22 protein-coding genes are annotated in these 23080 nt (G+C 72.5%); 21 read left to right on the top strand and 1 reads right to left on the bottom strand.

Annotation, left to right across the window (positions count from 1 at the left end):
• Positions 1 to 153: 153 nt before the first annotated feature.
• The 6 genes from ACIGO8_RS00585 to ftsH all read left to right on the top strand — a co-directional run bounded on the left by ACIGO8_RS00585 (position 154) and on the right by ftsH (position 10330).
• Positions 154 to 1626 (top strand): hypothetical protein, encoded by a 1473-nt coding sequence (locus tag ACIGO8_RS00585; protein ID WP_399722281.1) that lies wholly within the window; start codon positions 154 to 156, stop codon positions 1624 to 1626.
• A 501-nt stretch (positions 1627 to 2127) separates the two neighbouring features.
• A complete protein-coding gene (locus ACIGO8_RS00580; protein ID WP_399722279.1) occupies positions 2128 to 3483 on the top strand; it encodes an ammonium transporter in 1356 nt (451 codons plus the stop codon).
• Complete coding sequence (locus ACIGO8_RS00575; RefSeq protein ID WP_128977495.1) at positions 3480 to 3818, top strand: P-II family nitrogen regulator; 339 nt, start codon at positions 3480 to 3482, stop codon at positions 3816 to 3818. Before ACIGO8_RS00580 ends, ACIGO8_RS00575 begins: the two co-directional genes overlap by 4 nt.
• 111 nt (positions 3819 to 3929) lie before the next feature.
• Entirely contained in the window at positions 3930 to 6401 is a 2472-nt protein-coding gene (locus ACIGO8_RS00570) for a [protein-PII] uridylyltransferase (RefSeq protein ID WP_399722276.1), read from the top strand.
• 99 nt (positions 6402 to 6500) lie between these two features.
• On the top strand, positions 6501 to 8054 hold the full coding sequence (gene ffh, locus ACIGO8_RS00565; protein WP_399722274.1) for a signal recognition particle protein: 1554 nt from the start codon (positions 6501 to 6503) through the stop codon (positions 8052 to 8054).
• Positions 8055 to 8230: 176 nt separating this feature from the next.
• The gene (gene ftsH, locus ACIGO8_RS00560) at positions 8231 to 10330 is read left to right on the top strand and encodes an ATP-dependent zinc metalloprotease FtsH (RefSeq protein ID WP_399722272.1); all 2100 of its coding nucleotides are present in this window, start codon (positions 8231 to 8233) and stop codon (positions 10328 to 10330) included.
• 19 nt (positions 10331 to 10349) lie between these two features.
• Here ftsH and ACIGO8_RS00555 read toward each other — a convergent pair whose 3' ends face one another.
• On the bottom strand, positions 10350 to 11090 hold the full coding sequence (locus ACIGO8_RS00555; RefSeq protein WP_399722270.1) for an SAM-dependent methyltransferase: 741 nt from the start codon (positions 11088 to 11090) through the stop codon (positions 10350 to 10352).
• 328 nt (positions 11091 to 11418) lie between these two features.
• Between ACIGO8_RS00555 and ACIGO8_RS00550 the strand changes: the two genes are divergently transcribed.
• The 15 genes from ACIGO8_RS00550 (at position 11419) to dprA (ending at position 22992) form a co-directional block, all read left to right on the top strand.
• A complete protein-coding gene (locus tag ACIGO8_RS00550) occupies positions 11419 to 12012 on the top strand; it encodes a hypothetical protein (RefSeq protein WP_384421813.1) in 594 nt (197 codons plus the stop codon).
• Between the two features lie 154 nt (positions 12013 to 12166).
• Entirely contained in the window at positions 12167 to 12610 is a 444-nt protein-coding gene (rpsP, locus tag ACIGO8_RS00545) for a 30S ribosomal protein S16 (protein ID WP_399722268.1), read from the top strand.
• A 2-nt stretch (positions 12611 to 12612) separates the two neighbouring features.
• Positions 12613 to 12852, top strand: coding sequence for an RNA-binding protein (locus ACIGO8_RS00540; RefSeq protein WP_005311361.1), 240 nt, complete (start codon positions 12613 to 12615; stop codon positions 12850 to 12852).
• A 76-nt stretch (positions 12853 to 12928) separates the two neighbouring features.
• On the top strand, positions 12929 to 13600 hold the full coding sequence (gene rimM / locus ACIGO8_RS00535) for a ribosome maturation factor RimM (protein ID WP_399722265.1): 672 nt from the start codon (positions 12929 to 12931) through the stop codon (positions 13598 to 13600).
• A complete protein-coding gene (gene trmD / locus ACIGO8_RS00530; protein WP_399722263.1) occupies positions 13600 to 14421 on the top strand; it encodes a tRNA (guanosine(37)-N1)-methyltransferase TrmD in 822 nt (273 codons plus the stop codon). Before rimM ends, trmD begins: the two co-directional genes overlap by 1 nt.
• Before the next feature lie 128 nt (positions 14422 to 14549).
• Positions 14550 to 14900: a 50S ribosomal protein L19 gene (gene rplS, locus ACIGO8_RS00525; protein ID WP_362533729.1), complete on the top strand. Its 351-nt coding sequence runs from the start codon at positions 14550 to 14552 to the stop codon at positions 14898 to 14900.
• Positions 14901 to 14939: 39 nt separating this feature from the next.
• Complete coding sequence (gene lepB / locus ACIGO8_RS00520) at positions 14940 to 15839, top strand: signal peptidase I (RefSeq protein ID WP_399722260.1); 900 nt, start codon at positions 14940 to 14942, stop codon at positions 15837 to 15839.
• On the top strand, positions 15832 to 16881 hold the full coding sequence (gene lepB / locus ACIGO8_RS00515; protein WP_399722258.1) for a signal peptidase I: 1050 nt from the start codon (positions 15832 to 15834) through the stop codon (positions 16879 to 16881). The genes lepB (ACIGO8_RS00520) and lepB (ACIGO8_RS00515) overlap by 8 nt, the downstream gene beginning before the upstream one ends.
• Positions 16796 to 17797 (top strand): signal peptidase I, encoded by a 1002-nt coding sequence (lepB, locus tag ACIGO8_RS00510; protein ID WP_399724201.1) that lies wholly within the window; start codon positions 16796 to 16798, stop codon positions 17795 to 17797. Before lepB (ACIGO8_RS00515) ends, lepB (ACIGO8_RS00510) begins: the two co-directional genes overlap by 86 nt.
• Positions 17798 to 17863: 66 nt before the next feature.
• Complete coding sequence (gene lepB, locus ACIGO8_RS00505) at positions 17864 to 18619, top strand: signal peptidase I (protein ID WP_399722256.1); 756 nt, start codon at positions 17864 to 17866, stop codon at positions 18617 to 18619.
• Positions 18620 to 18852: 233 nt separating this feature from the next.
• On the top strand, positions 18853 to 19305 hold the full coding sequence (locus ACIGO8_RS00500; RefSeq protein ID WP_399724198.1) for an NUDIX hydrolase: 453 nt from the start codon (positions 18853 to 18855) through the stop codon (positions 19303 to 19305).
• A gap of 55 nt (positions 19306 to 19360) precedes the next feature.
• Positions 19361 to 19669 (top strand): DUF2469 domain-containing protein, encoded by a 309-nt coding sequence (locus ACIGO8_RS00495; protein WP_005311352.1) that lies wholly within the window; start codon positions 19361 to 19363, stop codon positions 19667 to 19669.
• 106 nt (positions 19670 to 19775) lie between these two features.
• On the top strand, positions 19776 to 20141 hold the full coding sequence (locus ACIGO8_RS00490; protein WP_399722254.1) for a YraN family protein: 366 nt from the start codon (positions 19776 to 19778) through the stop codon (positions 20139 to 20141).
• Positions 20141 to 21754: a YifB family Mg chelatase-like AAA ATPase gene (locus ACIGO8_RS00485; protein ID WP_399722252.1), complete on the top strand. Its 1614-nt coding sequence runs from the start codon at positions 20141 to 20143 to the stop codon at positions 21752 to 21754. The genes ACIGO8_RS00490 and ACIGO8_RS00485 overlap by 1 nt, the downstream gene beginning before the upstream one ends.
• Positions 21751 to 22992, top strand: coding sequence for a DNA-processing protein DprA (dprA, locus tag ACIGO8_RS00480; RefSeq protein ID WP_399722250.1), 1242 nt, complete (start codon positions 21751 to 21753; stop codon positions 22990 to 22992). The genes ACIGO8_RS00485 and dprA overlap by 4 nt, the downstream gene beginning before the upstream one ends.
• Positions 22993 to 23080 lie beyond the last annotated feature (88 nt).

Below are 23080 nucleotides of genomic sequence, written 5' to 3'. Positions count from 1 at the left end.
GTACACGAACCCCGGGGCCGAGAGCCGCGCACGGGTATGCCGGAGGCAACCCGGTTTTCCGTTCGAAGGAGCACAAACGCCGGACGGGCACCGCGAGAAGCGGCATGCTGGCAGGGGATCGCAGGACGACATCAGGTGGATGGAGGCGTTCCAGTGGGCGGCAACGGCGCAGACGGTACGACTGCCGGCAAGCGCCCGAACGAGCAGTTGGGCTCGTGGTTCGTGCGCAGCGGCTGGTCCAAGGGCGAGCTGGCGCGCCAGGTGAACCGCAGGGCACGCCAGATGGGCGCGCACCACATCTCCACCGACACCTCCCGGGTGCGCCGCTGGCTCGACGGCGAGCAGCCCCGCGAACCCATCCCGCGGATCCTGTCCGAGCTGTTCTCCGAGCGCTTCGGCTCCGTCGTCGCCGTCGAGGACCTGGGCCTGCGCACCGCCCACCAGTCGCCCTCCGTCTCCGGAGTCGACCTGCCCTGGGCCGGGCCCCAAACCGTCGCCCTGCTCAGCGAGTTCTCCCGCAGCGACCTGATGCTCGCCCGCCGCGGCTTCCTCGGCACCTCGCTCCAGCTCGCCGCCGGGCCCGCGCTCATCGAACCCATGCAGCGCTGGCTGGTGCCCACCCCGGCCGGCGAGCCCGAGCGGCCCGGGGCGGGCGAGGAACGGCGCGCCCACCGGCTCTCACCGGTCGAGCTCGACCTGCTCGAGTCCACCACCGTGATGTTCCGTCAGTGGGACGCCCAGTGCGGCGGCGGGCTGCGCCGCAAGGCGGTCGTCGGCCAACTCCACGAGGTCACCGACCTGCTCCAGGAGCCACAGCCCTCCGCCACCGCCCAGCGGCTCTTCCGCTGCGCCGCCGAACTCGCCGAACTCGCCGGCTGGATGAGCTACGACGTCGGCCTCCAGCCCACCGCCCAGAAGTACTTCGTGCTCGCCCTGCACGCCGCCAAGGAGGCCGGCGACAAGCCCCTCGGCTCGTACATCCTGTCCTCGATGAGCCGCCAGATGATCCACCTCGGCCGGCCCGACGACGCCCTCGAGCTCATCCACCTCGCCCAGTACGGCAGTCGCGACTGCGCCACCCCGCGCACCCAGGCCATGCTGTATGCGATGGAGGCCCGCGCCTACGCCAACATGGGCCAGCCCTCCAAGTGCAAGCGGGCCGTGCGGATGGCCGAGGACACCTTCGCCGACGTCGGCCTCGACGGCGAGCCCGAGCCCGACTGGATCCGCTTCTTCTCCGAGGCCGAGCTCAACGGCGAGAACTCCCACTCCTACCGCGACCTCGCCTATGTCGCCGGCCGCTCGCCGACCTACGCCTCGCTCGCCGAACCCGTCATGGAACGGGCCGTCGACCTCTTCGAGAAGGACCCCGAGCACCAGCGCAGCTACGCCCTCAACCTCATCGGCATGGCCACCGTCCACCTCCTCAAGCGCGAGCCCGAGCAGTCGGTCGTCCTCGCCGAGAAGGCCCTCGGCGTCGCCCGCAAGGTCCGCTCCGAGCGGGTCAACACCCGGCTGCGCAAGACCGTCGACACCGCCGCGCGCGACTTCGGCGACGTCGCCGAGGTCGTCCAGCTCACCGACCGGCTCACCGCCCTGCTCCCCGAGACCGCGGAGGCCGTCTGAGGCCCGCGGAGCACGGCTCCCCCAAACCCCGGCCGCGCCGGCCGTCCCGTAACGCCCGCATCGGCTCCCCCGCCGCACGGACCCACGGACGGCCGACGCGGCCGGTTCCGTACCGGCGCTCTGCACGGCTTCGGGGACAGGCTTCGGGAGGCGGCTTCGGGAGGCGGCTTCGGGGCCCCGGGGTGGCGCTCCGGACGGGCTTCGGGGCCCGGCCCTGGGCCGGGGCGCCGGGCAGGCCCCGGGCAGGCCCTGGACGGGCTTAGGACGGGCTCTGGATGGGCTGCGGACCGGCTTCGGGATGGTACGCCCGTTACCGCGCCGTGACCCCGGCGTTCACGGCCGCGTAACACGCCCCGCCCCTTCGTCACTGCGGCGAAACATCGAGCGGCATCGGCCGAAACCGCGCTGCGCGAATCTCTGGCGCATAACCGGCCACCCTCACGGCCGGCCAGCCCCTCGGCCCCGCCCCGCACGGCCGCATTCGACGACGAGGAGACGCCGATGGCAGCAGCCATCACGACCCTGGCAGCAGGCGAGCCCACGCTGTCCGCCGCCAACACAGGGTTCATGCTCATCTGCTCCGCCCTGGTCATGCTGATGACCCCGGCGCTCGCCTTCTTCTACGGAGGCATGGTCCGGGTGAAGTCCACCCTCAACATGCTGATGATGAGCTTCATCAGCCTCGGGATCGTCACGATCCTGTGGGTGCTCTACGGCTTCAGCATCGCCTTCGGCACCGACTCGGCCTCGCTCTTCGGCTGGTCCTCCGACTACGTCGGCCTCAGCGGCATCGGCCTCACCGAGCTGTGGGACGGCTACACCGTCCCGGTGTACGTCTTCGCCGTCTTCCAGCTGATGTTCGCGATCATCACCCCGGCCCTCATCAGCGGCGCGCTCGCCGACCGCGTCAAGTTCACCGCCTGGGCCCTCTTCATCACCCTGTGGGCCACCGTCGTGTACTTCCCGGTCGCCCACTGGGTCTGGGGCACCGGCGGCTGGCTGTTCGACATGGGCGTCATCGACTTCGCCGGCGGCACCGCCGTCCACATCAACGCCGGCGCGGCCGCCCTCGGCGTGATCCTCGTCATCGGCAAGCGGGTCGGCTTCAAGAAGGACCCGATGCGCCCGCACAGCCTCCCGCTGGTCATGCTCGGGGCCGGTCTGCTCTGGTTCGGCTGGTTCGGCTTCAACGCCGGCTCCTGGCTCGGCAACGACGACGGCGTCGGCGCGGTGATGTTCGTCAACACCCAGGTCGCCACCGCCGCCGCCATGCTCGCCTGGCTCGCGTACGAGAAGCTCCGCCACGGCTCCTTCACCACCCTCGGCGCCGCCTCCGGCGCGGTCGCCGGCCTCGTCGCCATCACGCCCTCCGGCGGCTCCTGCTCCCCGCTCGGCGCGATCGCCATCGGCGCCGTCGCCGGACTGGTCTGCGCCATGGCCGTCGGCCTGAAGTACAAGTTCGGCTACGACGACTCCCTCGACGTCGTCGGCGTCCACCTCGTCGGCGGTGTCATCGGCTCCCTCCTCGTCGGCTTCTTCGCCACCGGCGGCGTCCAGTCGAAGGCCAAGGGCCTCTTCTACGGCGGCGGCTTCGAGCAGCTCGGCAAGCAGGCGGTCGGCGTCTTCTCCGTCCTCGCCTACTCTCTGCTCGTCTCCGCGCTCCTCGCCCTGATCATCGACAGGACCATGGGCATGCGGGTCAGCGAGGACGACGAGATCTCCGGCATCGACCAGGTCGAGCACGCCGAGACCGCGTACGACTTCAGCGGGGCGGGCGGCGGCATCGCCGGACGCACCGCCGCGGCCGGCTCCGTCCTCGCCCCCGCCCCGACGCAGAACACGAAGGTGGACGCATGAAGCTCATCACCGCGGTCGTGAAGCCGCACCGGCTCGACGAGATCAAGGAGGCGCTGCAGGCCTTCGGGGTCCACGGGCTCACCGTCACCGAGGCCAGCGGATACGGCCGCCAGCGCGGCCACACCGAGGTCTACCGGGGCGCCGAGTACACCGTCGACCTCGTGCCGAAGATCCGCATCGAGGTGCTGGTGGAGGACGACGACGCCGAACAGCTCATCGAGGTCGTCGTGAAGGCCGCCCGCACCGGCAAGATCGGTGACGGAAAGGTGTGGAGCGTGCCGGTCGAGACCGCCGTACGGGTCCGCACCGGCGAACGCGGACCGGACGCGCTCTAGGACCGAAGGGCCTGCGGGGGCCGGACGCTCCAGGACCCGAAAGGCCTCAAGGGCTCCAACGCTCCAGGACCCGATCGGCCTCCAGGACCCGAACGAACAGGGGAACCGCTGGTGACGAGCCTCGACGTGACGACGGAAACGGAAGATTCGGGACCCGGCGGCTACGCGGCGGCCCGGCTGCGCCTTCTCACCGAGAAGGCGCGGTCCGGGCCGCCGCGCCGTACCGAGCTGGCCCGCCTCACCGACGACTGGCTGGCCGGCCTCTTCCAGGCCGCCGGGCCACCTCCCGGCACCGCGCTCGTCGCCGTCGGCGGCTACGGGCGCGGCGAGCTCTCCCCGCGCAGCGACCTCGACCTGCTGCTCCTGCACGACGGCAGCGCGGACGCCTCCGCCGTCGCCGCCCTCGCCGACCGCCTCTGGTACCCGGTGTGGGACCTCGGCCTCGACCTCGACCACTCCGTCCGCACCGCCGCCGAGGCCCGCAGGACCGCCGGGGACGACCTCAAGGTCCAGCTCGGCCTCCTCGACGCCCGGCCCGTCGCCGGCGACACCGGCCTCGTCGCCGCCCTGCGCACCGCCGTCCTCGCCGACTGGCGCAACCAGGCCCCGCGCCGGCTCCCCGAGCTCGACGCCCTGTGCCGCGAACGCGCCGAACGCTCCGGCGAACTGCAGTACCTCCTCGAACCCGACCTCAAGGAGGCCCGCGGCGGACTCCGCGACGCCCAGGTGCTGCGCGCCGTCGCCGCCTCCTGGCTCGCCGACGCGCCCCGCGAAGGACTCGACGAGGCCCGCCGCGTCCTCCTCGACGCCCGCGACGCGCTCCACCTCGCCACCGGCCGCGCCACCGACCGGCTCGCCCTGCAGGAACAGGACGCCGTCGCCGCCGAACTCGGCCTCCTCGACGCCGACACCCTGCTGCGCCAGGTCTACGAGGCCGCGCGCACCGTCTCGTACGCCTCCGACGTCACCTGGCGCGAGGTCAACCGGGTTCTCGCCGCCCGCTCCGCCCGTCCCCGCCTCCGCGGCCTGCTCGGCGGCCGCGGCGGCCGCTCAGGCGGCGCCAAACCGCCCGTCGCGCGCACCCCGCTCGCCGAGGGCGTCGTCGAGATGGCCGGCGAGGTCGTGCTCGCGCTCAGCGCCCGCCCAGAACGCGACCCGGTCCTGCCGCTGCGGGCCGCCGCTGCCGCCGCCCAGGCCGGCCTGCCGCTCTCGCTGCACGCCGTACGCCGGCTCGCCGCCACCGCCGCTCCGCTGCCCGTGCCCTGGCCGGCCGAGGCTCGCGAGGAACTCGTCACCCTGCTCGGCGCCGGCGAGCCGACCGTCCCCGTCTGGGAGGCCCTGGAGGCCGAAGGGCTCGTCACCCGGCTGCTGCCCGACTGGGAACGCGTCCGCTGCCGCCCGCAGCGCAACCCCGTCCACACCTGGACCGTCGACCGGCACCTGGTCGAGACCGCCGTCCGCGCCGCCGCCCTCACCCGCCGCGTCCACCGGCCCGACCTGCTGCTCGTCGCCGCGCTCCTGCACGACATCGGCAAGGGCTGGCCCGGCGACCACTCCGTCGCCGGCGAGACCATCGCCCGCGACGTCGCCGCCCGGATCGGCTTCGACCGGACCGACGTCGCCGTCGTCGCCACCGTCGTCCGCCACCACCTGCTGCTCGTCGAGACCGCCACCCGCCGCGACCTCGACGACCCCGCCACCGTCCAGTCCGTCGCCGCCGCCGTCGGCACCCTCGGCGCCCTGGAGCTCCTGCACGCCCTCACCGAGGCCGACGCCCTCGCCACGGGACCCGCCGCCTGGTCCGCCTGGCGCGCCTCCCTGGTGGCCGACCTCGTCAAACGGGTCGCCGGCGTCCTCGCGGGCGAGGAACCGCCCGACCCGGAGGCAGCCGCGCCCAGCGCCGAACAGGAACGGCTCGCGATCGAGGCGCTCAGGACCGGCGAACCGGTGCTCGCCCTGCACACCGAGCCGGTCGACTCCGACGACACCGGGGAACCCGAGCCCGAGCCGGAACCGGTGGGCGTCGAACTGCTGGTCGCCGTGCCCGAGCGGCCCGGCGTGCTGCCGGCCGTCGCCGGAGTCCTCGCCCTGCACCGCCTCACCGTCCGCGCCGCCGACCTGCGCGCCGTCGCCCTGCCCCCGGAGCTCGGCGACGGGCCCGTCCTCCTCCTCGACTGGCGCGTCGCCGCCGAGTACGGCTCGCTGCCCGAGGCCCACCGGCTGCGCGCCGACCTGGTCCGCGCCCTCGACGGCTCGCTCGACGTGCCGGCCCGCCTCGCCGAACGCGACGCCGCCTACCCGAGGCGGCGCGGCGTGACGGCCCCGCCGCCCCGCGTCACCGTCGCCGCCGCCGGCTCCCTGCTCGCCACCGTCCTCGAGGTCCGCGCCCAGGACGCCCCGGGCCTCCTGCACCGCATCGGCCGCGCCCTGGAGGGCGCCGACGTCCGCGTCCGCAGCGCCCACGTCTCCACGCTCGGCGCCAACGCGGTCGACACCCTGTACGTGACGAGGCTGGACGGCTCGCTCCTCGGGTCCGAGGAGGCGGCGGGCCTGGCGAAGACACTGGAGGACGCGTTGCGCTGAGGTCCCGGGCGCCCCGAGCCGCAAGGCCAGGGCGCCCGCGTCCACGGGCCGGATACCCTTGGGTGACTGCCCACCCCGACCCGAGGAATCGCGACCACCGTGTTCGATACGCTTTCCGACCGCCTCAGCGCGACTTTCAAGTCCCTCCGGGGTAAAGGCCGCCTCTCCGAGCAGGACATCGACAGCGCGGCCCGGGAAATCCGTATCGCGCTGCTCGAGGCCGATGTCGCCCTCCCGGTGGTCCGCGCGTTCATCTCCCGCGTCAAGGAGCGGGCGCTCGGCGCCGAGGTCTCCAAGGCGCTGAACCCCTCGCAGCAGGTCATCAAGATCGTCAACGAGGAGCTCATCGGCATCCTCGGCGGCGAGACCCGCCGTCTGCGGTTCGCCAAGACCCCGCCGACCGTGATCATGCTCGCCGGTCTCCAGGGTGCCGGTAAGACCACCCTCGCCGGAAAGCTCGGTCTCTGGCTCAAGGGCCAGGGCCACACCCCGCTGCTCGTCGCCTGTGACCTCCAGCGTCCCAACGCCGTCACCCAGCTCGGCGTCGTCGCCGAGCGCGCCGGCGTCGGCTTCTACGGTCCGCAGCCGGGCAACGGCGTCGGCGACCCGGTCCAGGTCGCGAAGGACTCGATCGAGCACGCCCGCTCGAAGATGTTCGACGTCGTCATCGTCGACACCGCCGGCCGCCTCGGCATCGACCAGGAGCTGATGCAGCAGGCCGCGGACATCCGCGACGCCGTCAGCCCCGACGAGGTCCTCTTCGTCGTCGACGCCATGATCGGTCAGGACGCCGTCAACACCGCGGAGGCCTTCCGCGACGGCGTCGGCTTCGACGGCGTGGTGCTCTCCAAGCTCGACGGCGACGCCCGCGGCGGTGCCGCGCTCTCCATCGCGCACGTCACCGGCAAGCAGATCATGTTCGCCTCCAACGGCGAGAAGCTGGACGACTTCGACGCGTTCCACCCGGACCGCATGGCGTCCCGCATCCTCGGCATGGGCGACGTGCTCTCGCTCATCGAGAAGGCCGAGCAGACCTTCAGCCAGGAAGAGGCCGCCAAGATGGCCTCCAAGCTGGCGTCCAAGAAGGGCCAGGACTTCACGCTCGACGACTTCCTGGCGCAGATGGAGCAGGTCCGCAAGATGGGCTCCATCTCCAAGCTGCTCGGCATGCTGCCCGGCATGGCGCAGATGAAGGACCAGATCAACAACATCGACGAGCGTGAGGTCGACCGCGTCGGCGCCATCATCAAGTCGATGACGCCGGCCGAGCGCCAGGACCCGACGATCATCAACGGCTCGCGCCGTGCCCGTATCGCCCGTGGTTCCGGCGTCGAGGTCAGCGCCGTCAAGGGCCTGGTCGAGCGCTTCTTCGAGGCGCGCAAGATGATGTCGCGGATGGCCCAGGGCGGCGGCATGCCGGGCATGCCGGGGATCCCGGGCATGGGCGGCGGCCCCGGCCGCCAGAAGAAGCAGCTCAAGCAGGCCAAGGGCAAGCGCAAGAGCGGCAACCCGATGAAGCGGAAGGCCGAGGAGCAGGCCGCCCAGGCGAAGCGGGAGCAGGCGCAGGCCGGCGGCGCGTTCGGGCTGCCGGCGGCGGGCCAGGGCCCGGGCGAGTTCGAGCTCCCGGACGAGTTCAAGAAGTTCATGGGCTGACATTTCACGGGCTGAAAGTTCACGGGCTGACGTCACCGCACGACGTCGTACGAAGGGGCCCGCGGCGGTACGAAACCGCCGCGGGCCCCTTTTCGTTCGCCCGGCCCATCCGTAATGCCGGGTCGGTCCCGCTCTTCGATACTGAGGCCACTGCCGCCGTGCCCCGAGGAGAGCCCGTGGCCAACGCCGTGCCCCCGCGCGACCGGACCGACCAGCCCTGGCGCTCGGAAGGGGCCCCGCCGCCTCCGCCGTCCAGGAGGAAGATGCCGGGAGGCTGGGGCGGCCTCGTCCTCACCGCGCTCGTCGTCTATCTGATCGCCAACCTCGTGCTGTCCTTCTTCAACGAGAAGGACGGCCCGACCATCTCCTACACCGAGTTCGACAAGCAGGTCGCCGCCGGCAACGTCACCAAGATCTACTCCAAGGGCGACGCCATCCAGGGCCAGCTGAAGAACAAGCAGCCCGTCCCGAACGGCGACGGCGACTACACCAAGTTCACCACCCAGCGCCCCGCCTTCGCCGACGACGACCTGTGGGCCCAGCTCACCAGGAACAACGTCGTCGTCACCGCCGAACCCGTCGTCCAGGAGCGCAGCTTCCTCGCCAACCTGCTGATCTCGCTCGCCCCGATGGTGCTGCTCGTCCTGCTGTGGGTGTTCATCGCCCGACGGATGAGTTCCGGTCTCGGCGGCGCGGGCGGCATGCTCGGCCGCAAGGCCCCGCCCAAGCCGGTCCAGCTGGAGGCGGGCAGGCGCACCACGTTCGAGGACGTCGCCGGCATCGACGAGGTCGAGGGCGAGCTCAACGACGTCGTCGACTTCCTGAAGAACCCCGACTCCTACCGGGCCATGGGCGCCAAGATGCCGCGCGGCGTGCTGCTCGCCGGGCCGCCCGGAACCGGCAAGACGCTGCTCGCCCGGGCGGTCGCCGGCGAGGCGGGCGTGCCGTTCTTCTCGGCCTCCGCCTCCGAGTTCATCGAGATGATCGTCGGCGTCGGCGCCTCCCGCGTGCGCGAGCTGTTCGCCGAGGCCCGCAAGGTCGCGCCAGCGATCATCTTCATCGACGAGATCGACACCATCGGCCGGGCCCGCGGCGCCGGCGCCGGCATGGGCGGTCACGACGAGCGCGAGCAGACCCTCAACCAGATCCTCACCGAGATGGACGGCTTCACCGGGTCCGAGGGCGTCATCGTCATCGCCGCCACCAACCGGGCCGACGTCCTCGACCCCGCCCTGACCCGCCCCGGCCGCTTCGACCGGATCGTCCACGTCAACCCGCCCGACCGAGGCGGGCGCGAGGCCATCCTGCGGATCCACACCCGGGAGATCCCGCTCGCCCAGGGCGTCGACCTCGAACACGTCGCCAAGACCACGCCCGGCATGACCGGCGCCGAACTCGCCAACCTGGCCAACGAGGCCGCCCTGCTCGCCGTGAAGCGCCGACAGAAGACCGTGACCCAGTCCGACCTGTCCGACGCGCTGGAGAAGGTCCAGCTCGGTGCGGAACGACCGCTCGTCATGCCGCTGGAGGAGCGCCGCCGCACCGCCTACCACGAGAGCGGTCACGCGCTGCTCGGCATGCTTCAGCCCGGCGCCGACCCGGTCCGCAAGATCACCATCGTGCCGCGCGGCCGGGCGCTCGGCGTCACGCTGTCCACGCCCGAGGCCGACAAGTACGCCTACACCGAGGAGTACCTGCGCGGCCGGATCATCGGCGCGCTCGGCGGCATGGCGGCCGAGCAGGTCGTCTTCGGCGTCATCACCACCGGCGCCGAGAGCGACCTGGAACAGGTCACCAACATCGCCCGCGGCATGGCGGGCCGCTGGGGCATGAGCGAGCGCGTCGGGCGCCTGACCGCCATTCCCGGCGACGCCCAGCAGGCCTACGGGCTGTCCGCCGCGCCCGCCACCCTCGACACCGTCGACGCGGAGATGCGCCGCATCGTCGACGAGTGCTACGAGAGCGCCGTACGCCAGCTCCGTGACCACCGCGACCGCCTCGACGCCCTCGCCGAGGCCCTGCTCGCCAACGAGACCCTGGAGGAGGACGCGGCCTACCGGGCGGCCGGCATCGCCCGGCTGCGGAAGGAGGACGGGGCGGAGGGCGCGGGGGAGGGCGGGGCGGAGGAGCGGGCGCAGGGTGGGGCCGAGGGCCCGGCGGATGGTCCGGGCGCGGGTCCGACGGGTGGTCCGGGCGCGGGTCCTGCGGGCGGTCCGGCCGAAGGCCCGACGGGCGGTCCGGGCGCGGGTCCGGCGGGTGGGCCGGCGGCGGGTTGAGGCCGGGGCGCGGCGCCTCTCAGGGGCAGCGCGCGATCACGTAACGGAAGACGTTCGGCATCCAGACCGTGCCGTCGGGCCGGGCGTACGGTTCCAGTGCCTCCAGGAGCTCCTTCTCGACCTGGTCCTGGTCCGTGGCACCGACCGCCGCGTCGAACGCGCCCGTCGACATCAGGCCCCTGACCGCACTGTCCCGGTCCGCGTAGCCGAAGGGGCACGCCACCTGGCCCGAGGACTCCGCCCGCAGCCCCGCCGCGGCCGCCGCGTCCTCCAGGTCACGCGGACGGGCCGGCCGGTCCGGCCGGCGGCGCCAGCCCGTCAGCCGCGCCGCGACCCGCAGCACGGAGGTCGTCGCGCACCGGTTCGCCGGGCCCCAGCCGGCCAGCACGAAAGCCGCGCCCCGTTCGGCCGAACGGGTGATGGCAGCCGGCTCCTCACCGAGCCCCGCGGCCGCGTGGAAGGCCGTGATCACGTCGTACGGACCGCCCTCCGGCACCTCCGTCGTACTCAGCGACGCCTCCGGCAGCCGCTCCCTGGCCAGCGCCACGCGCGCGTGGTCCCGGTCGAGCCCCGCCACGTGCGCCCCGCGCCCCGCCGCCATCAGCAGCGCGAGGCCGGAGCCGCAGCCGAGGCCGAGCACCCGCGATCCGGGGCCCACGTCGAGCCGTTCGTACACCGCCTCGTAGAGCGGGACGAGCATCCGTTCCTGGATCTCGGCCCAGTCGCGCGCGGGGTGGTGCGGGACGAGCGTAGGTGTCATGGAAAGCGCCCCTATCCGTACCTGGACGACAACCCCCCGTAGCCAGGGAACTGCGCATCCCGGCGCCCGTCCAGTGCTCGCACCGGACGACTTCTGGCGGTGCGGGAGCCGGCGTACGCGGGGGAGGGGGCCGGTGCCCGAGTTCGGGCAGACACCCGGTACTGTCCCTTCCACCACCGTCCCGGCGCGCGTGACACGCCCGCGCGCCGGGGCGTATGCGCCGCTACGCACCAGCCCCCATGGATCCGTACCGACTGACGGGTACGTGCAAAATATTTGAGTTGCCCCGGAATGGAACCCGGAGGGGATCCGGCTCGTTGTACCCGACGTGAGCACGACACCACCTGTTCTCGCCGCAGAGCTGGCACAGGCGTGGGCCGACATTCAGCGGCACCACCCCGAGCTGCCCGACCTTGCCGCGCCCGAGTCCCTGATCGGAGAGTCCTCGTCCGCCTGCGGCGCCGAGCTCTCCTTCGAGCGACTGCTCCACGAGGCAGTCCACGGCATCGCCGCCGCCCGAGGTGTCCGCGACACCTCCCGCGCCGGCCGCTACCACAACCGCAGATTCCTCGCGATCGCCGAGGAGCTGGGCCTCGACCACCCCGAGGAACCGCACGCCAGCAGCGGCTTCTCCCTGGTCACCCTCAACCCGGAGGCCCGGCGGCGCTATCGGCCCACCATCGAGCGGCTCCAGCGCGCCCTCAAGGCCCACACCGTCGCGACCGCCGCCGACACCAAGCGCTCCTTCCGCGGACCGGCCGCCCGGCACGGCTCCTCGGGCGGCGGCGTGCGCGTCAAGGCCGTCTGCGACTGCGGGCGCAACGTGCGCGTGGTGCCGTCCGTGCTCGCCCAGGCGCCGATCGTCTGCGGCGGCTGCGGCAAGCCCTTCCGGATCCCGGAGACGGTGGGCGCCGCCAGCTGAGCTCGCCGTGTGTGGCACAATGGCTAGCTGTACTCGACAGTCGCACAGGACCCCTCTCTCCTCCGGCTGACGCGTCCATCGGGCACCCGAGTACCGCAACCCCACGTGGCATCTCAAGTGCCCCACCACGTCAAGACCAGGAGACACCACTCCAGTGGCAGTCAAGATCAAGCTCAAGCGCCTCGGCAAGATCCGCCAGCCGCACTACCGCATCGTCGTCGCCGACTCCCGCACCCGCCGGGACGGTCGTGCGATCGAGGAGATCGGCCTCTACCACCCGACGTACAACCCGTCGCGTATCGAGGTCGACTCCGAGCGTGCGCAGTACTGGCTGTCCGTCGGCGCCCAGCCGACCGAGCCGGTTCTCGCCATCCTGAAGCTCACCGGCGACTGGCAGAAGCACAAGGGCCTCCCGGCCCCGGAGAAGCCGCTGCTCGCCCCGGCGACCAAGGACGAGAAGCGCGCCTCCTTCGACGAGTTCGCCAAGACTCTCGAGGGCGACGACAACAAGGGTGAGGCCATCACCCCGAAGGCCAAGAAGGCCGACAAGAAGGCGGACGAGGCCGAGGCCGAGTCCACCGAGTCGACCGAGGCCTGACCATGCTCGAGGAGGCTCTCGAGCACCTCGTGAAGGGCATCGTCGACAACCCCGACGACGTGCAGGTCGCCTCTCGCAACCTGCGCCGCGGTCGCGTGCTCGAGGTCCGGGTCCACCCGGACGACCTCGGCAAGGTGATCGGCCGCAACGGCCGCACCGCGCGTGCGCTGCGGACCGTCGTGGGCGCCATCGGCGGCCGTGGCATCCGTGTCGACCTCGTCGACGTGGACCAGGTCCGCTGAAGTTTGACACCGGCACGGGCCGGGGAGGGCTGACCGCCCGCCCCGGCCCGTTGCCGTACGACAGGAGAGTTCACCAGTGCAGTTGGTAGTCGCGCGGATCGGCCGCGCCCACGGCATCAAGGGCGAGGTCACCGTCGAGGTGCGGACCGACGAGCCCGAGCTGCGGCTCGGACCCGGCGCCGTCCTGCACACCGACCCGGCATCGGCCGGGCCGCTCACCATCGAGGCCGGCCGGGTGCACAGCGGCCGGCTGCTGTTGCGCTTCGCGGGCGTGGCCGACCGCAACGCCGCCGAGGCGCTGCGCAACACCCTCCTCATCGCCGACGTCGATCCCGACGAGCTGCCCGAGGACGAGGACGAGTACTACGACCACCAGCTGGTCGACCTCGACGTCGTCCTCGCCGACGGCACCGAGATCGGCGTGATCTCCGAGATCTCCCACCTGCCGTCCCAGGACCTCTTCATCGTGGAGCGGCCCGACGGCAGCGAGGTGATGATCCCGTTCGTCAGCGAGATCGTCACCGAGATCGACCTGGAGAACCAGCGCGCCGTGATCGTCCCGCCGCCGGGCCTGATCGACGACAGCGAGGCGGTCGTCGCCTCCGCGCGCGACGCCGAGGCGGACGCCGAGGAGGAGTCCGAGGCGAAGCCGGGAGCGGCGGCGTCGCCGGCGGAGCGCGAGGCGGAGACCGGGGCGGAGACCGAGGCGGAGGCCTCCGGTGGTGACGCCGAGAAGGGCGCCTCCTGATGCGCCTCGACGTCGTCACGATCTTCCCCGAGTACCTCGAACCGCTGAACGTCTCACTGGTCGGCAAGGCCCGTGCCCGCGGCCGGCTCGACGTGCACGTCCACGACCTGCGCGACTGGACCTACGACCGGCACAACACGGTCGACGACACTCCGTACGGCGGCGGACCCGGCATGGTCATGAAGACCGGGCCCTGGGGCGACGCCCTCGACCAGGCCCTCGCCGACGGCTACGAGGCCGGCGCCCACGGCCCGGCCCTCGTCGTCCCGACGCCGAGCGGCCGGCCCTTCACGCAGGAGCTCGCCGTCGAGCTCTCCGAGCGGCCCTGGCTGATCTTCACGCCCGCCCGCTACGAGGGCATCGACCGGCGCGTGATGGACGAGTACGCCACCCGGATGCCGGTCTACGAGGTCTCCATCGGCGACTACGTCCTGGCCGGCGGCGAGGCCGCCGTCCTCGTCGTCACCGAGGCCGTCGCCCGGCTCCTGCCCGGCGTCCTCGGCAACGCCGAGTCGCACCAGGACGACTCCTTCGCGCCCGGCGCCATGGCCAACCTCCTGGAGGGCCCCGTCTACACCAAGCCGCCGGAGTGGCGCGGCCGTGGCATTCCCGACGTGCTCCTCAGCGGGCACCACGGGAAGATCGCCCGCTGGCGGCGCGACGAGGCCTTCCGGCGCACCGCCGCCAACCGGCCCGACCTCATCGAGCGCACGGACCCCGCCGCCTTCGACAAGAAGGACCGGGAGATCCTCTCCATGCTGGGCTGGGCGCCCGAGCCCGGCGGCCGATTTTGGCGGCGGCCCCAGGACGTGGAAGAATAGGCCGCTGCCGTGCGTCCGGCGCGCGCCCCTGCCACAGGGGGAAGACGCCCGCCAGGGACGGACGGCGATCACCAACCATTCGTACGTACCGCTGATGACCTGTGGCATCAGCGAGGAAAGAGACCTCCATGGCCTCCCTGCTCGACCAGGTCAACGCCGGTTCGCTGCGCTCCGACGTCCCGGCCTTCCGCCCCGGCGACACCGTGAACGTCCACGTTCGCGTCATCGAGGGCAACCGCTCCCGTATCCAGCAGTTCAAGGGTGTCGTCATCCGCCGTCAGGGCTCGGGCGTCTCCGAGACCTTCACGGTCCGCAAGGTCTCGTTCTCCGTCGGCGTCGAGCGCACCTTCCCGGTGCACAGCCCGATCTTCGAGAAGATCGAGCTCGTCTCCCGTGGTGACGTCCGTCGCGCCAAGCTCTACTACCTCCGTGAGCTGCGCGGCAAGGCTGCCAAGATCAAGGAGAAGCGCGACAACTGAGCTACGGCCCACAGGGTGGCCGGATAAGCTCAGCCACCGATGGACACCGAAGCACAGCACACGGAGCGCGATCGCTCCTCCGGCAAGGAGGAGCGGTCGCGCTCCGCGCGCGTTTGCGGCGACAGCGCCGATCCCGCGGCGCCCGCCGGCTCCGCGGCCTTCGCCGGCTCCGCGGGCCCTGCCGAGTCCGCCGATTCCGCCGATTCCGCAGAGGAGTCGGACGACGGGGCCTCCGGCGAGTCCTCGGGCGGCTCCTCCGGCCTCCTGACCTGGCGGCGTACGGGACTGATCGGCGTCGCCTGCGTGGTCTTCCTGCTCCTGCTCAGCCACTTCGTGCTGCAGCCCTTCCTGGTGCCCAGCGGCTCGATGGAGCCCACCCTCCAGGTCGGCGACCGGATCCTGGTCAACAAGCTGGCGTACCGTTTCGGCGAGCAGCCGCGCCGCGGCGACGTGGTCGTCTTCGACGGCACCGGCTCCTTTGTCCAGGAGGAGCCCGCCGGAAACCCGGTCACCGGTCTGCTGCACGACGCCGCGGCCGCCCTCGGCCTCGCCGAGCCCGACGAGACCGACTTCGTGAAGCGCGTCGTCGGCACCGGCGGCGACCGGGTGGTCTGCTGCGACAAGGACGGCCGGATCACCGTCAACGGCGTGCCGGTGCGCGAGCGGTACGTGATGCTCGGCGACCAGCCGTCCTCCGTACCGTTCGACATCGTGGTCCCCGACGGCACCCTGTGGGTGATGGGCGACCACCGCAGCCAGTCCAGCGACTCCCGCGACCACCTCGGGCAGCCCGGCGGCGGCGTCGTGCCGGTCGACAAGGTCATCGGGCGCGCCGACTGGATCGGCTGGCCGGTCGGCCGCTGGTCCACCGTGCCCCGTACCGACGCCTTCGACGCCGTACCGCAGTGGACGACGGGCGGCGGGCACGGCCATGGGTAGGCGCGGCAGGGCACCGTCCGGCCGGCACGGCGCCGTCGGACCGGACGGCGAGCTCCCCGCCCCGGCCGGACGGGCCGAGCGGCGCAGGCTCGCCCGTAAGGTCAAGCGCCGACGGCAGCGTTCCGCGGCCAAGGAGATCCCGCTCCTCGGCGTCGTCGCCGTCCTCATCGCCCTGGTCCTGAAGACCTTTCTGGTGCAGGCCTTCGTGATCCCGTCCGGCTCGATGGAGCAGACGATCCGGATCGACGACCGGGTGCTCGTCGACAAGCTCACGCCCTGGTTCGGCGCCGAGCCGCAGCGCGGCGACGTCGTCGTCTTCCGGGACCCGGGCAACTGGCTCCAGCAGGAGACCGCGCCGGCCGCCGACGACCCGGTGGGCGTCAGACAGCTCAAGCAGGCCCTCACCTTCATCGGCCTGCTGCCCTCGGCCGACGAGCAGGACCTGATCAAACGGGTCGTGGCGGTCGGCGGGGACACCGTGAAGTGCTGCGGCGCGGACGGGCGGCTCACCGTCAACGGCGTAGCGTTGGATGAACCGTATCTGCACCCGGGGAACGCGCCTTCGAAGATTCCCTTCGAGGTGAAGGTCCCGCAAGGGAGGGTGTTCGTGATGGGCGACCACCGCTCCGATTCCGCCGACTCGCGCTATCACCTCGACGAAAAGGATCACGGCACGGTCTCCGAGGATCAGATCGTGGGCCGGGCCGTCGTCATCGCCTGGCCGGTCGGTCACTGGCGGCGCCTTGAGGAACGGTCCGTCTTCGCTTCGGTGCCCGACGCCGGTGCGCCGGGCGGGGCCGAAGCCCAGGCTGTGTCGCATAGTGTGTCCCAGCGGAATCTGAACGGATTGCCCTGGCTCCCGACCCCTGCGGAACTTCTGCTCGTTATGGGAGTGGTGGGCCTGTCCCTGTTCCGGGACGGGCGATCGCACGGACTGAGGAGTGGATGTGGGGGATTTGGCCGTCGGCGCACGATCCGGACACGGCGAGCCCGAGAAAAGGCCCGAGCGGCCCGCCCCGTCGGCGGCGGCCATGACCGATGACGCCTCGGGCGGCCGGCCCGACCCCGATCCGCGCGTCGACCAGCGCCCGGACCAGGACACCGCGCCGGGCACCGGCCCGGCGGGCGGCACCGCGGCCGAGGGCGGCGGCACCGGCGACGGGGCGGAGGAGCGCACCGACCGCGGTGACCGCGGCCCGAAGAAGCCGCGTTCCTTCTGGAAGGAACTGCCGCTGCTCATCGGCATCGCGCTGGTGCTCGCGCTGCTGATCAAGACCTTCCTGGTGCAGGCGTTCTCGATCCCCTCGGACTCGATGATGAACACGCTGCAGCGCGGCGACCGGGTCCTCGTCGACAAGCTCACCCCGTGGTTCGGCTCGGAGCCGGAGCGCGGAGAGGTCGTCGTCTTCCACGACCCGGGCGGCTGGCTCGAGGAGGGCAAGACGCCCGAGCCGAACGTGGTGCAAAAGGTCCTCAGCTTCATCGGCCTCATGCCGTCCGCGGAGGAGAAGGACCTGATCAAGCGGGTCATCGCGGTCGGCGGCGACACGGTCTCCTGCAAGGAGGGCGGCAAGGTCGTCGTCAACGGCAAGGAGCTGGACGAGAGCGCCTACCTCTACCCGGGCTCGATGCCCTGCAACCCGGCCTTCGGCCCGGTCAAGGTCCCCGACGGCCGCATCTGGGTCATGGGCGACAACCGGCAGAACTCGCTCGACTCCCGCTTCCACATGGAGCTCGCGGGCGGCGGCACCGTCTCCAACGACGAGGTCGTCGGCCGGGCCGTCGTCGTCGCCTGGCCGGTCACCCGCTGGTCCACCCTGCCGGTCCCGGACACCTTCGACCAGCCCGGCCTGAGCCAGGCCCTGGCCGTCGCCCCGGGAGCCGCCGGCTTCGCCGGAGCGATTCCGCTGGTGCTGTGGCGGCGCAAGAAGCGCGCCGCCGCCCATACCGCTCGGTAGCGACCCGCGGGTAGGGTGCCGTCCCGGACCGTCGCACGGACGGCCGGCGGATCTCCCGAGGTGCCCATGAGCGTCAAACCGCGTACGAAGGACGGCCACGGCCGCCTCGGCAGTGTTCTGTCGGGGCTGGCCGTGGCCGTCGGCTGTGTGCTGTTCCTCGGCGGCTTCGTCGTCGGGGCGGTGCTCTACCAGCCGTACACGGTGCCGACCGACTCGATGACCCCGACGCTCGACGTCGGATCGAAGGTGCTCGCCGAACGCGTCGACGGCGCGGACGTGAAGCGCGGCGACGTGGTCGTCTTCCAGGACTCGCTCTGGGGCGACGTGACCATGGTCAAGCGGGTCGTGGGCGTCGGCGGCGACACCGTCGTCTGCTGCGACGCCGACGGCCGCCTCACGATCAACGGCAAGGCCGTCGAGGAACCGTACCTGCCGGCCGGGAAGGCCGCCTCCGGGCAGGAGTTCTCCGCGACCGTGCCCGCCGGGAACCTCTTCCTGCTCGGCGACGAGCGGCACACCTCCATGGACTCCCGCGCGCACCTCCAGGAGGCCGGCCACGGTTCCGTGCCGCGCTCCGCCGTCACCGCCCGCGTCGACGCCGTGGCCTGGCCCGCCAAGGGCGTCCTGGAGCGGCCCGCGAGCTTCGCCGCCCTGCCCGGCGGCGTCTCGAGCCCCGGCCCCGTGCGGCCGCTCCTCTACGCGATCGTCGGCGGATGCGTGCTGATCCTCGCGGGCGCGGCGTACGGGCCGCTGGCGCGGGCATTCGGTCCGAAGAAGCCCGCACGGGCGGCGAAGAGGTCCGGGAACACGGTGAGCGCGTGACGGAGAGGGACGTGAGCGAGGCGGACGTGGGCGTGAAGGGCGCGGACGACAAGGGCACGGTCGACGCGGGCGCGGCCGGCAACCGTGCCGCGGCCGACGCGGGCACGGTCCACGCGGGCACGGTCCACGCGGCCGCCGCCGGCGCCGGTGTGGCCGGCAGTGGTGCCGCGGCCGACGCGGGCACGGTCCACGCGGCCGCCGCCGTCGAGGTCCGGCAGGTCGCGCGGGTCGTCCTGCTCGACCCCGAGGACCGCATCCTGCTGCTGCACGGCTACGAGCCCGACGATCCCGCCACCACCTGGTGGTTCACCCCGGGCGGCGGCCTGGAGGGCGACGAGACCCGGGAAGAGGCGGCGCTGCGCGAGCTCGCGGAGGAGACCGGCGTCACCGACGTACGGCTCGGGCCGGTGCTCTGGCAGCGCCACTGCTCCTTCCCGTTCGACGGCCGGCGCTGGACCCAGGACGAGTGGTACTACCTGGCCCGCACCACGCAGACCGCCACCGTCCCGGGCGGGCTCACCGAGCTGGAGGAGCGCAGTGTGGCGGGCCTGAGATGGTGGACCTCCGCCGAACTGTCGGCGACGCGTGAGACGGTGTACCCCAACAGACTCGCCGAGCTGCTGCGCACACTGCTCGACGAAGGACCCCCGAGCACGCCGATCGTTCTCGCCCCGGAAATCGTTTAGGGGTACGGACGACTGGCGCACAATAGGGGGACGCACGGCTGAAGGGGAACATGCCATGAGCGCCGAGGACCTCGAGAAGTACGAGACCGAGATGGAGCTGAAGCTCTACCGGGAGTACCGCGACGTCGTCGGTCTGTTCAAATACGTGATCGAAACCGAGCGTCGCTTCTACCTCACCAACGACTACGAGATGCAGGTGCACTCGGTCCAGGGCGAGGTGTTCTTCGAGGTCTCCATGGCCGACGCCTGGGTCTGGGACATGTACCGGCCGGCGCGCTTCGTCAAGCAGGTCCGTGTGCTCACGTTCAAGGACGTGAACATCGAGGAGCTCAACAAGAGCGACCTGGAGCTTCCCGGCAGCTGAAACCACCCGTGAGGGTGGCGCGGTTATCCACAACGGGCCGCCCGTCCACAGCCCCGCACACGCCCCGTGCGCGATGCGTCACAGTCGGTGCCGGAGGTGGTACCGAATGAACGCAACCCGAGCACTCGGGCGGTACGGAGAAGAACTCGCCGTCCGCCGGCTCGTCGCAACCGGCCTGCACGTCCTCGCCAGGAACTGGCGCTGCGGCCGCACCGGAGAGATCGACATCGTCGCCCGCGACGGCGACACCCTCGTCGTCTGCGAGGTCAAGACCCGCCGCGACGGCGCCTACGAACACCCCATGGCCGCCGTCACCCCACGCAAGGCCGACCGACTGCGCCGCCTCGCCGCCTGCTGGATCGACCGGCACGGCGGACCACCCGCCGGCGGCGGCGTCCGCATCGACCTCGTCGGCGTCGTCCTGCCCCGCCGCGGCGCCCCCGTCGTCACCCACGCACAGGGGGTGGCGTGATGGGATTCGCCCGCACCTGCTCCGTCGCCCTCGTCGGCGTCGAAGGCGTCGTCGTCGAAGTCCAGGCCGACCTCGAAGCCGGCGTCGCCGCCTTCACCCTCGTCGGCCTCCCCGACAAAAGCCTCACCGAAAGCCGCGACCGCGTCCGCGCCGCCATCGTCAACTCCGACGCCGAATGGCCCCAGAAGAAACTCACCGTCGGCCTCAGCCCCGCCTCCGTCCCCAAGAGCGGCTCCGGCTTCGACCTCGCCGTCGCCGCCGCCATCCTCGGCGCCGCCGAACGCATCGACCCACGCACCATCGCCGACCTCGTCCTCATCGGCGAACTCGGCCTCGACGGCCGCGTCCGACCCGTCCGCGGCGTCCTGCCCGCCGTACTCGCCGCCGCCGACGCCGGCTACCACCACGTCGTCGTCCCCGAACAGACCGCGGGCGAAGCCGCCCTCGTCCCCGGCGTCTCCGTCCTCGGCGTCCGCACCCTGCGCCAGCTCATCGCCGTCCTCGGCGACGAACCCGTCCCCCAGGACGAACCCCACGAAGAAGGCCGGCCCGACCCCATGCTCGCCGGACTCCTCGTCCCCGGCGCCGGCATCGGCACCGGACTCGCCGCCCCACCCGGCGACGGACCCGACCTCGCCGACGTCGCCGGCCAGCACACCGCCCGCCGCGCCCTCGAGATCGCCGCCGCCGGCAGCCACCACCTGCTGCTCTCCGGACCACCCGGCGCCGGAAAAACCATGCTCGCCGAACGACTCCCCGGCATCCTCCCGCCCCTCACCCGACAGGAATCCCTCGAAGTCACCGCCGTCCACTCGGTCGCCGGCATCCTGCCGCCCGGCGAACCCCTCGTCCACCGCCCGCCCTACTGCGCACCCCACCACTCCGCCACCATGCAGTCCCTCGTCGGCGGCGGAAACGGACTGCCCCGCCCCGGCGCCGTCTCCCTCGCCCACCGAGGCGTCCTCTTCCTCGACGAAGCACCGGAGTTCTCCACCAAATCCCTCGACGCCCTGCGCCAGCCCCTCGAATCCGGACACGTCGTCGTCGCCCGCGCCGCCGGAGTCGTCCGCCTCCCCGCCCGCTTCCTGCTCACCCTCGCCGCCAACCCCTGCCCCTGCGGACGCCACACCCTCCACGGCGCCGGCTGCGAATGTCCCGCCTCCCTCATCCGCCGCTACCAGGCCCGACTCTCCGGACCCCTCCTCGACCGCGTCGACCTCCGCGTCGAAGTCGAGCCCGTCACCCGCTCCGACCTCCTCGGCCACAGCGGCCGCGGCGAAACCAGCACCGCCGTCGCCGACCGCGTCCGCGAAGCCCGAGCCCGCGCCACCACCCGCCTCACCGGCACACCCTGGACCGTCAACAGCGAAATCCCCGGCCACGAACTGCGCACCCGGTTCCTCGCCGCGCCCGGCGCCCTCGCCGCCGCCGAACGCGACATCGAACGCGGCCTGCTCACCGCCCGCGGCCTCGACCGCGTCCTCCGCGTCGCCTGGACCGTCGCCGACCTCGCCGGACACGACCGGCCCGGCGCCGACGACCTCGCCCTCGCCCTCGAACTGCGCACCGGCATCGCCCGAGGCGTCCCCACCACCGCGGGAGACCGGACATGACCGCACCCGCCCAGGAACCCACCGCCGAACGCCTCGCCCGCGCCGCCCTCACCCACATCCTCGAACCCGGCGACGAACACGCAGGCCGCGCCCTCCGCCGCCACGGCGCCGTCGACTTCCTCCGCCACCTCCACGAGACCGACGACCCGGCCCAACCGGGCCTCTGGAAGCCCGACCCACCCGACGAGGACCGCCCCGCACCCCGTACCACCGACACCACGGGACCCTTCCCCGGCACCGGCGAGAAACGGATCGCGAGCTGGCGCCGCCGAGCCCGCACCGCCACACCCGAACACGACCTCGACCTCGTCGCACGCCTCGGCGGACGCTTCCTCATCCCCGGCGACGCCGAATGGCCCCACCAACTCGACGACCTCGGCGACGCCCGCCCCGTCGGCCTCTGGGTCCGCGGCCCCGCCTCCCTCCGCGCCTGGGCCCTGCGCTCCGTCGCCCTCGTCGGCGCCCGCGCCTGCACGCCCTACGGAGCCCACACCGCCGCCACACTCGCCGCCGACCTCGCCGAACGCGGCTGGGTCGTCGTCTCCGGAGCCGCCTTCGGCATCGACGGCGCCGCCCACCGCGGAGCCCTCGGCTCCGGCGGCGCCACCGTCGCCGTCCTCGCCTGCGGAGTCGACGCCGCCTACCCACCCGGCCACGCCGGCCTCATCCGCCGCATCGCCGCCCAAGGCCTCGTCATCGGCGAACTCCCACCCGGCGGCCACCCCACCCGCAGCCGCTTCGTCCTGCGCAACCGCGTCATCGCCGCCCTCACCCGCGGCACCGTCGTCGTCGAAGCCGAATACCGCAGCGGCTCCCTCGTCACCGCCCGCGCCGCGGCCAGACTCGGCCGCCACACCATGGGCGTCCCCGGACCCGTCACCAGCAGCCTGTCCGCCGGAGTCCACGAACTGCTCCGCGGCGAAGCCACCCTCGTCACCGACGCCACCGAGATCATCGAACTCGTCGGCGCCATCGGCCAGCTCGCCCCACCACGCCGCGGCCCCGTCCTGCCCCGCGACCTCCTCGCCCCCGACACCGCCCGCATCCTCGAAGCCCTGCCCGGCCACGGCCCCGCACCGCTCACCACCATCGCCGCCCACGCCGGCACCCACCCCGACCACACCCTCGCCAAGCTGTACGAACTCCACTCCCTCGGGTTCGTCGAACGCCACCAGGACGACTGGAGGTTGACGAACAGACGCACAGATCCGTCGAACGCCCGGCATGGCGGTACTTGACCCGGAGCATTCGGGTGAAAAGGTGAGCCCGATGAGCAATCGAGTTCCCTCTGCCACACCGGAGGGGCCGACCCCCGCCCCGGCCCCC

This window comes from Streptomyces sp. NPDC053493 (assembly GCF_044544825.1).
Lineage (GTDB): Bacteria > Actinomycetota > Actinomycetes > Streptomycetales > Streptomycetaceae > Streptomyces.
The sequence above is the reverse complement of the archived record's forward strand: the minus strand, read 5'-3'. Positions and strand labels throughout refer to the sequence as shown.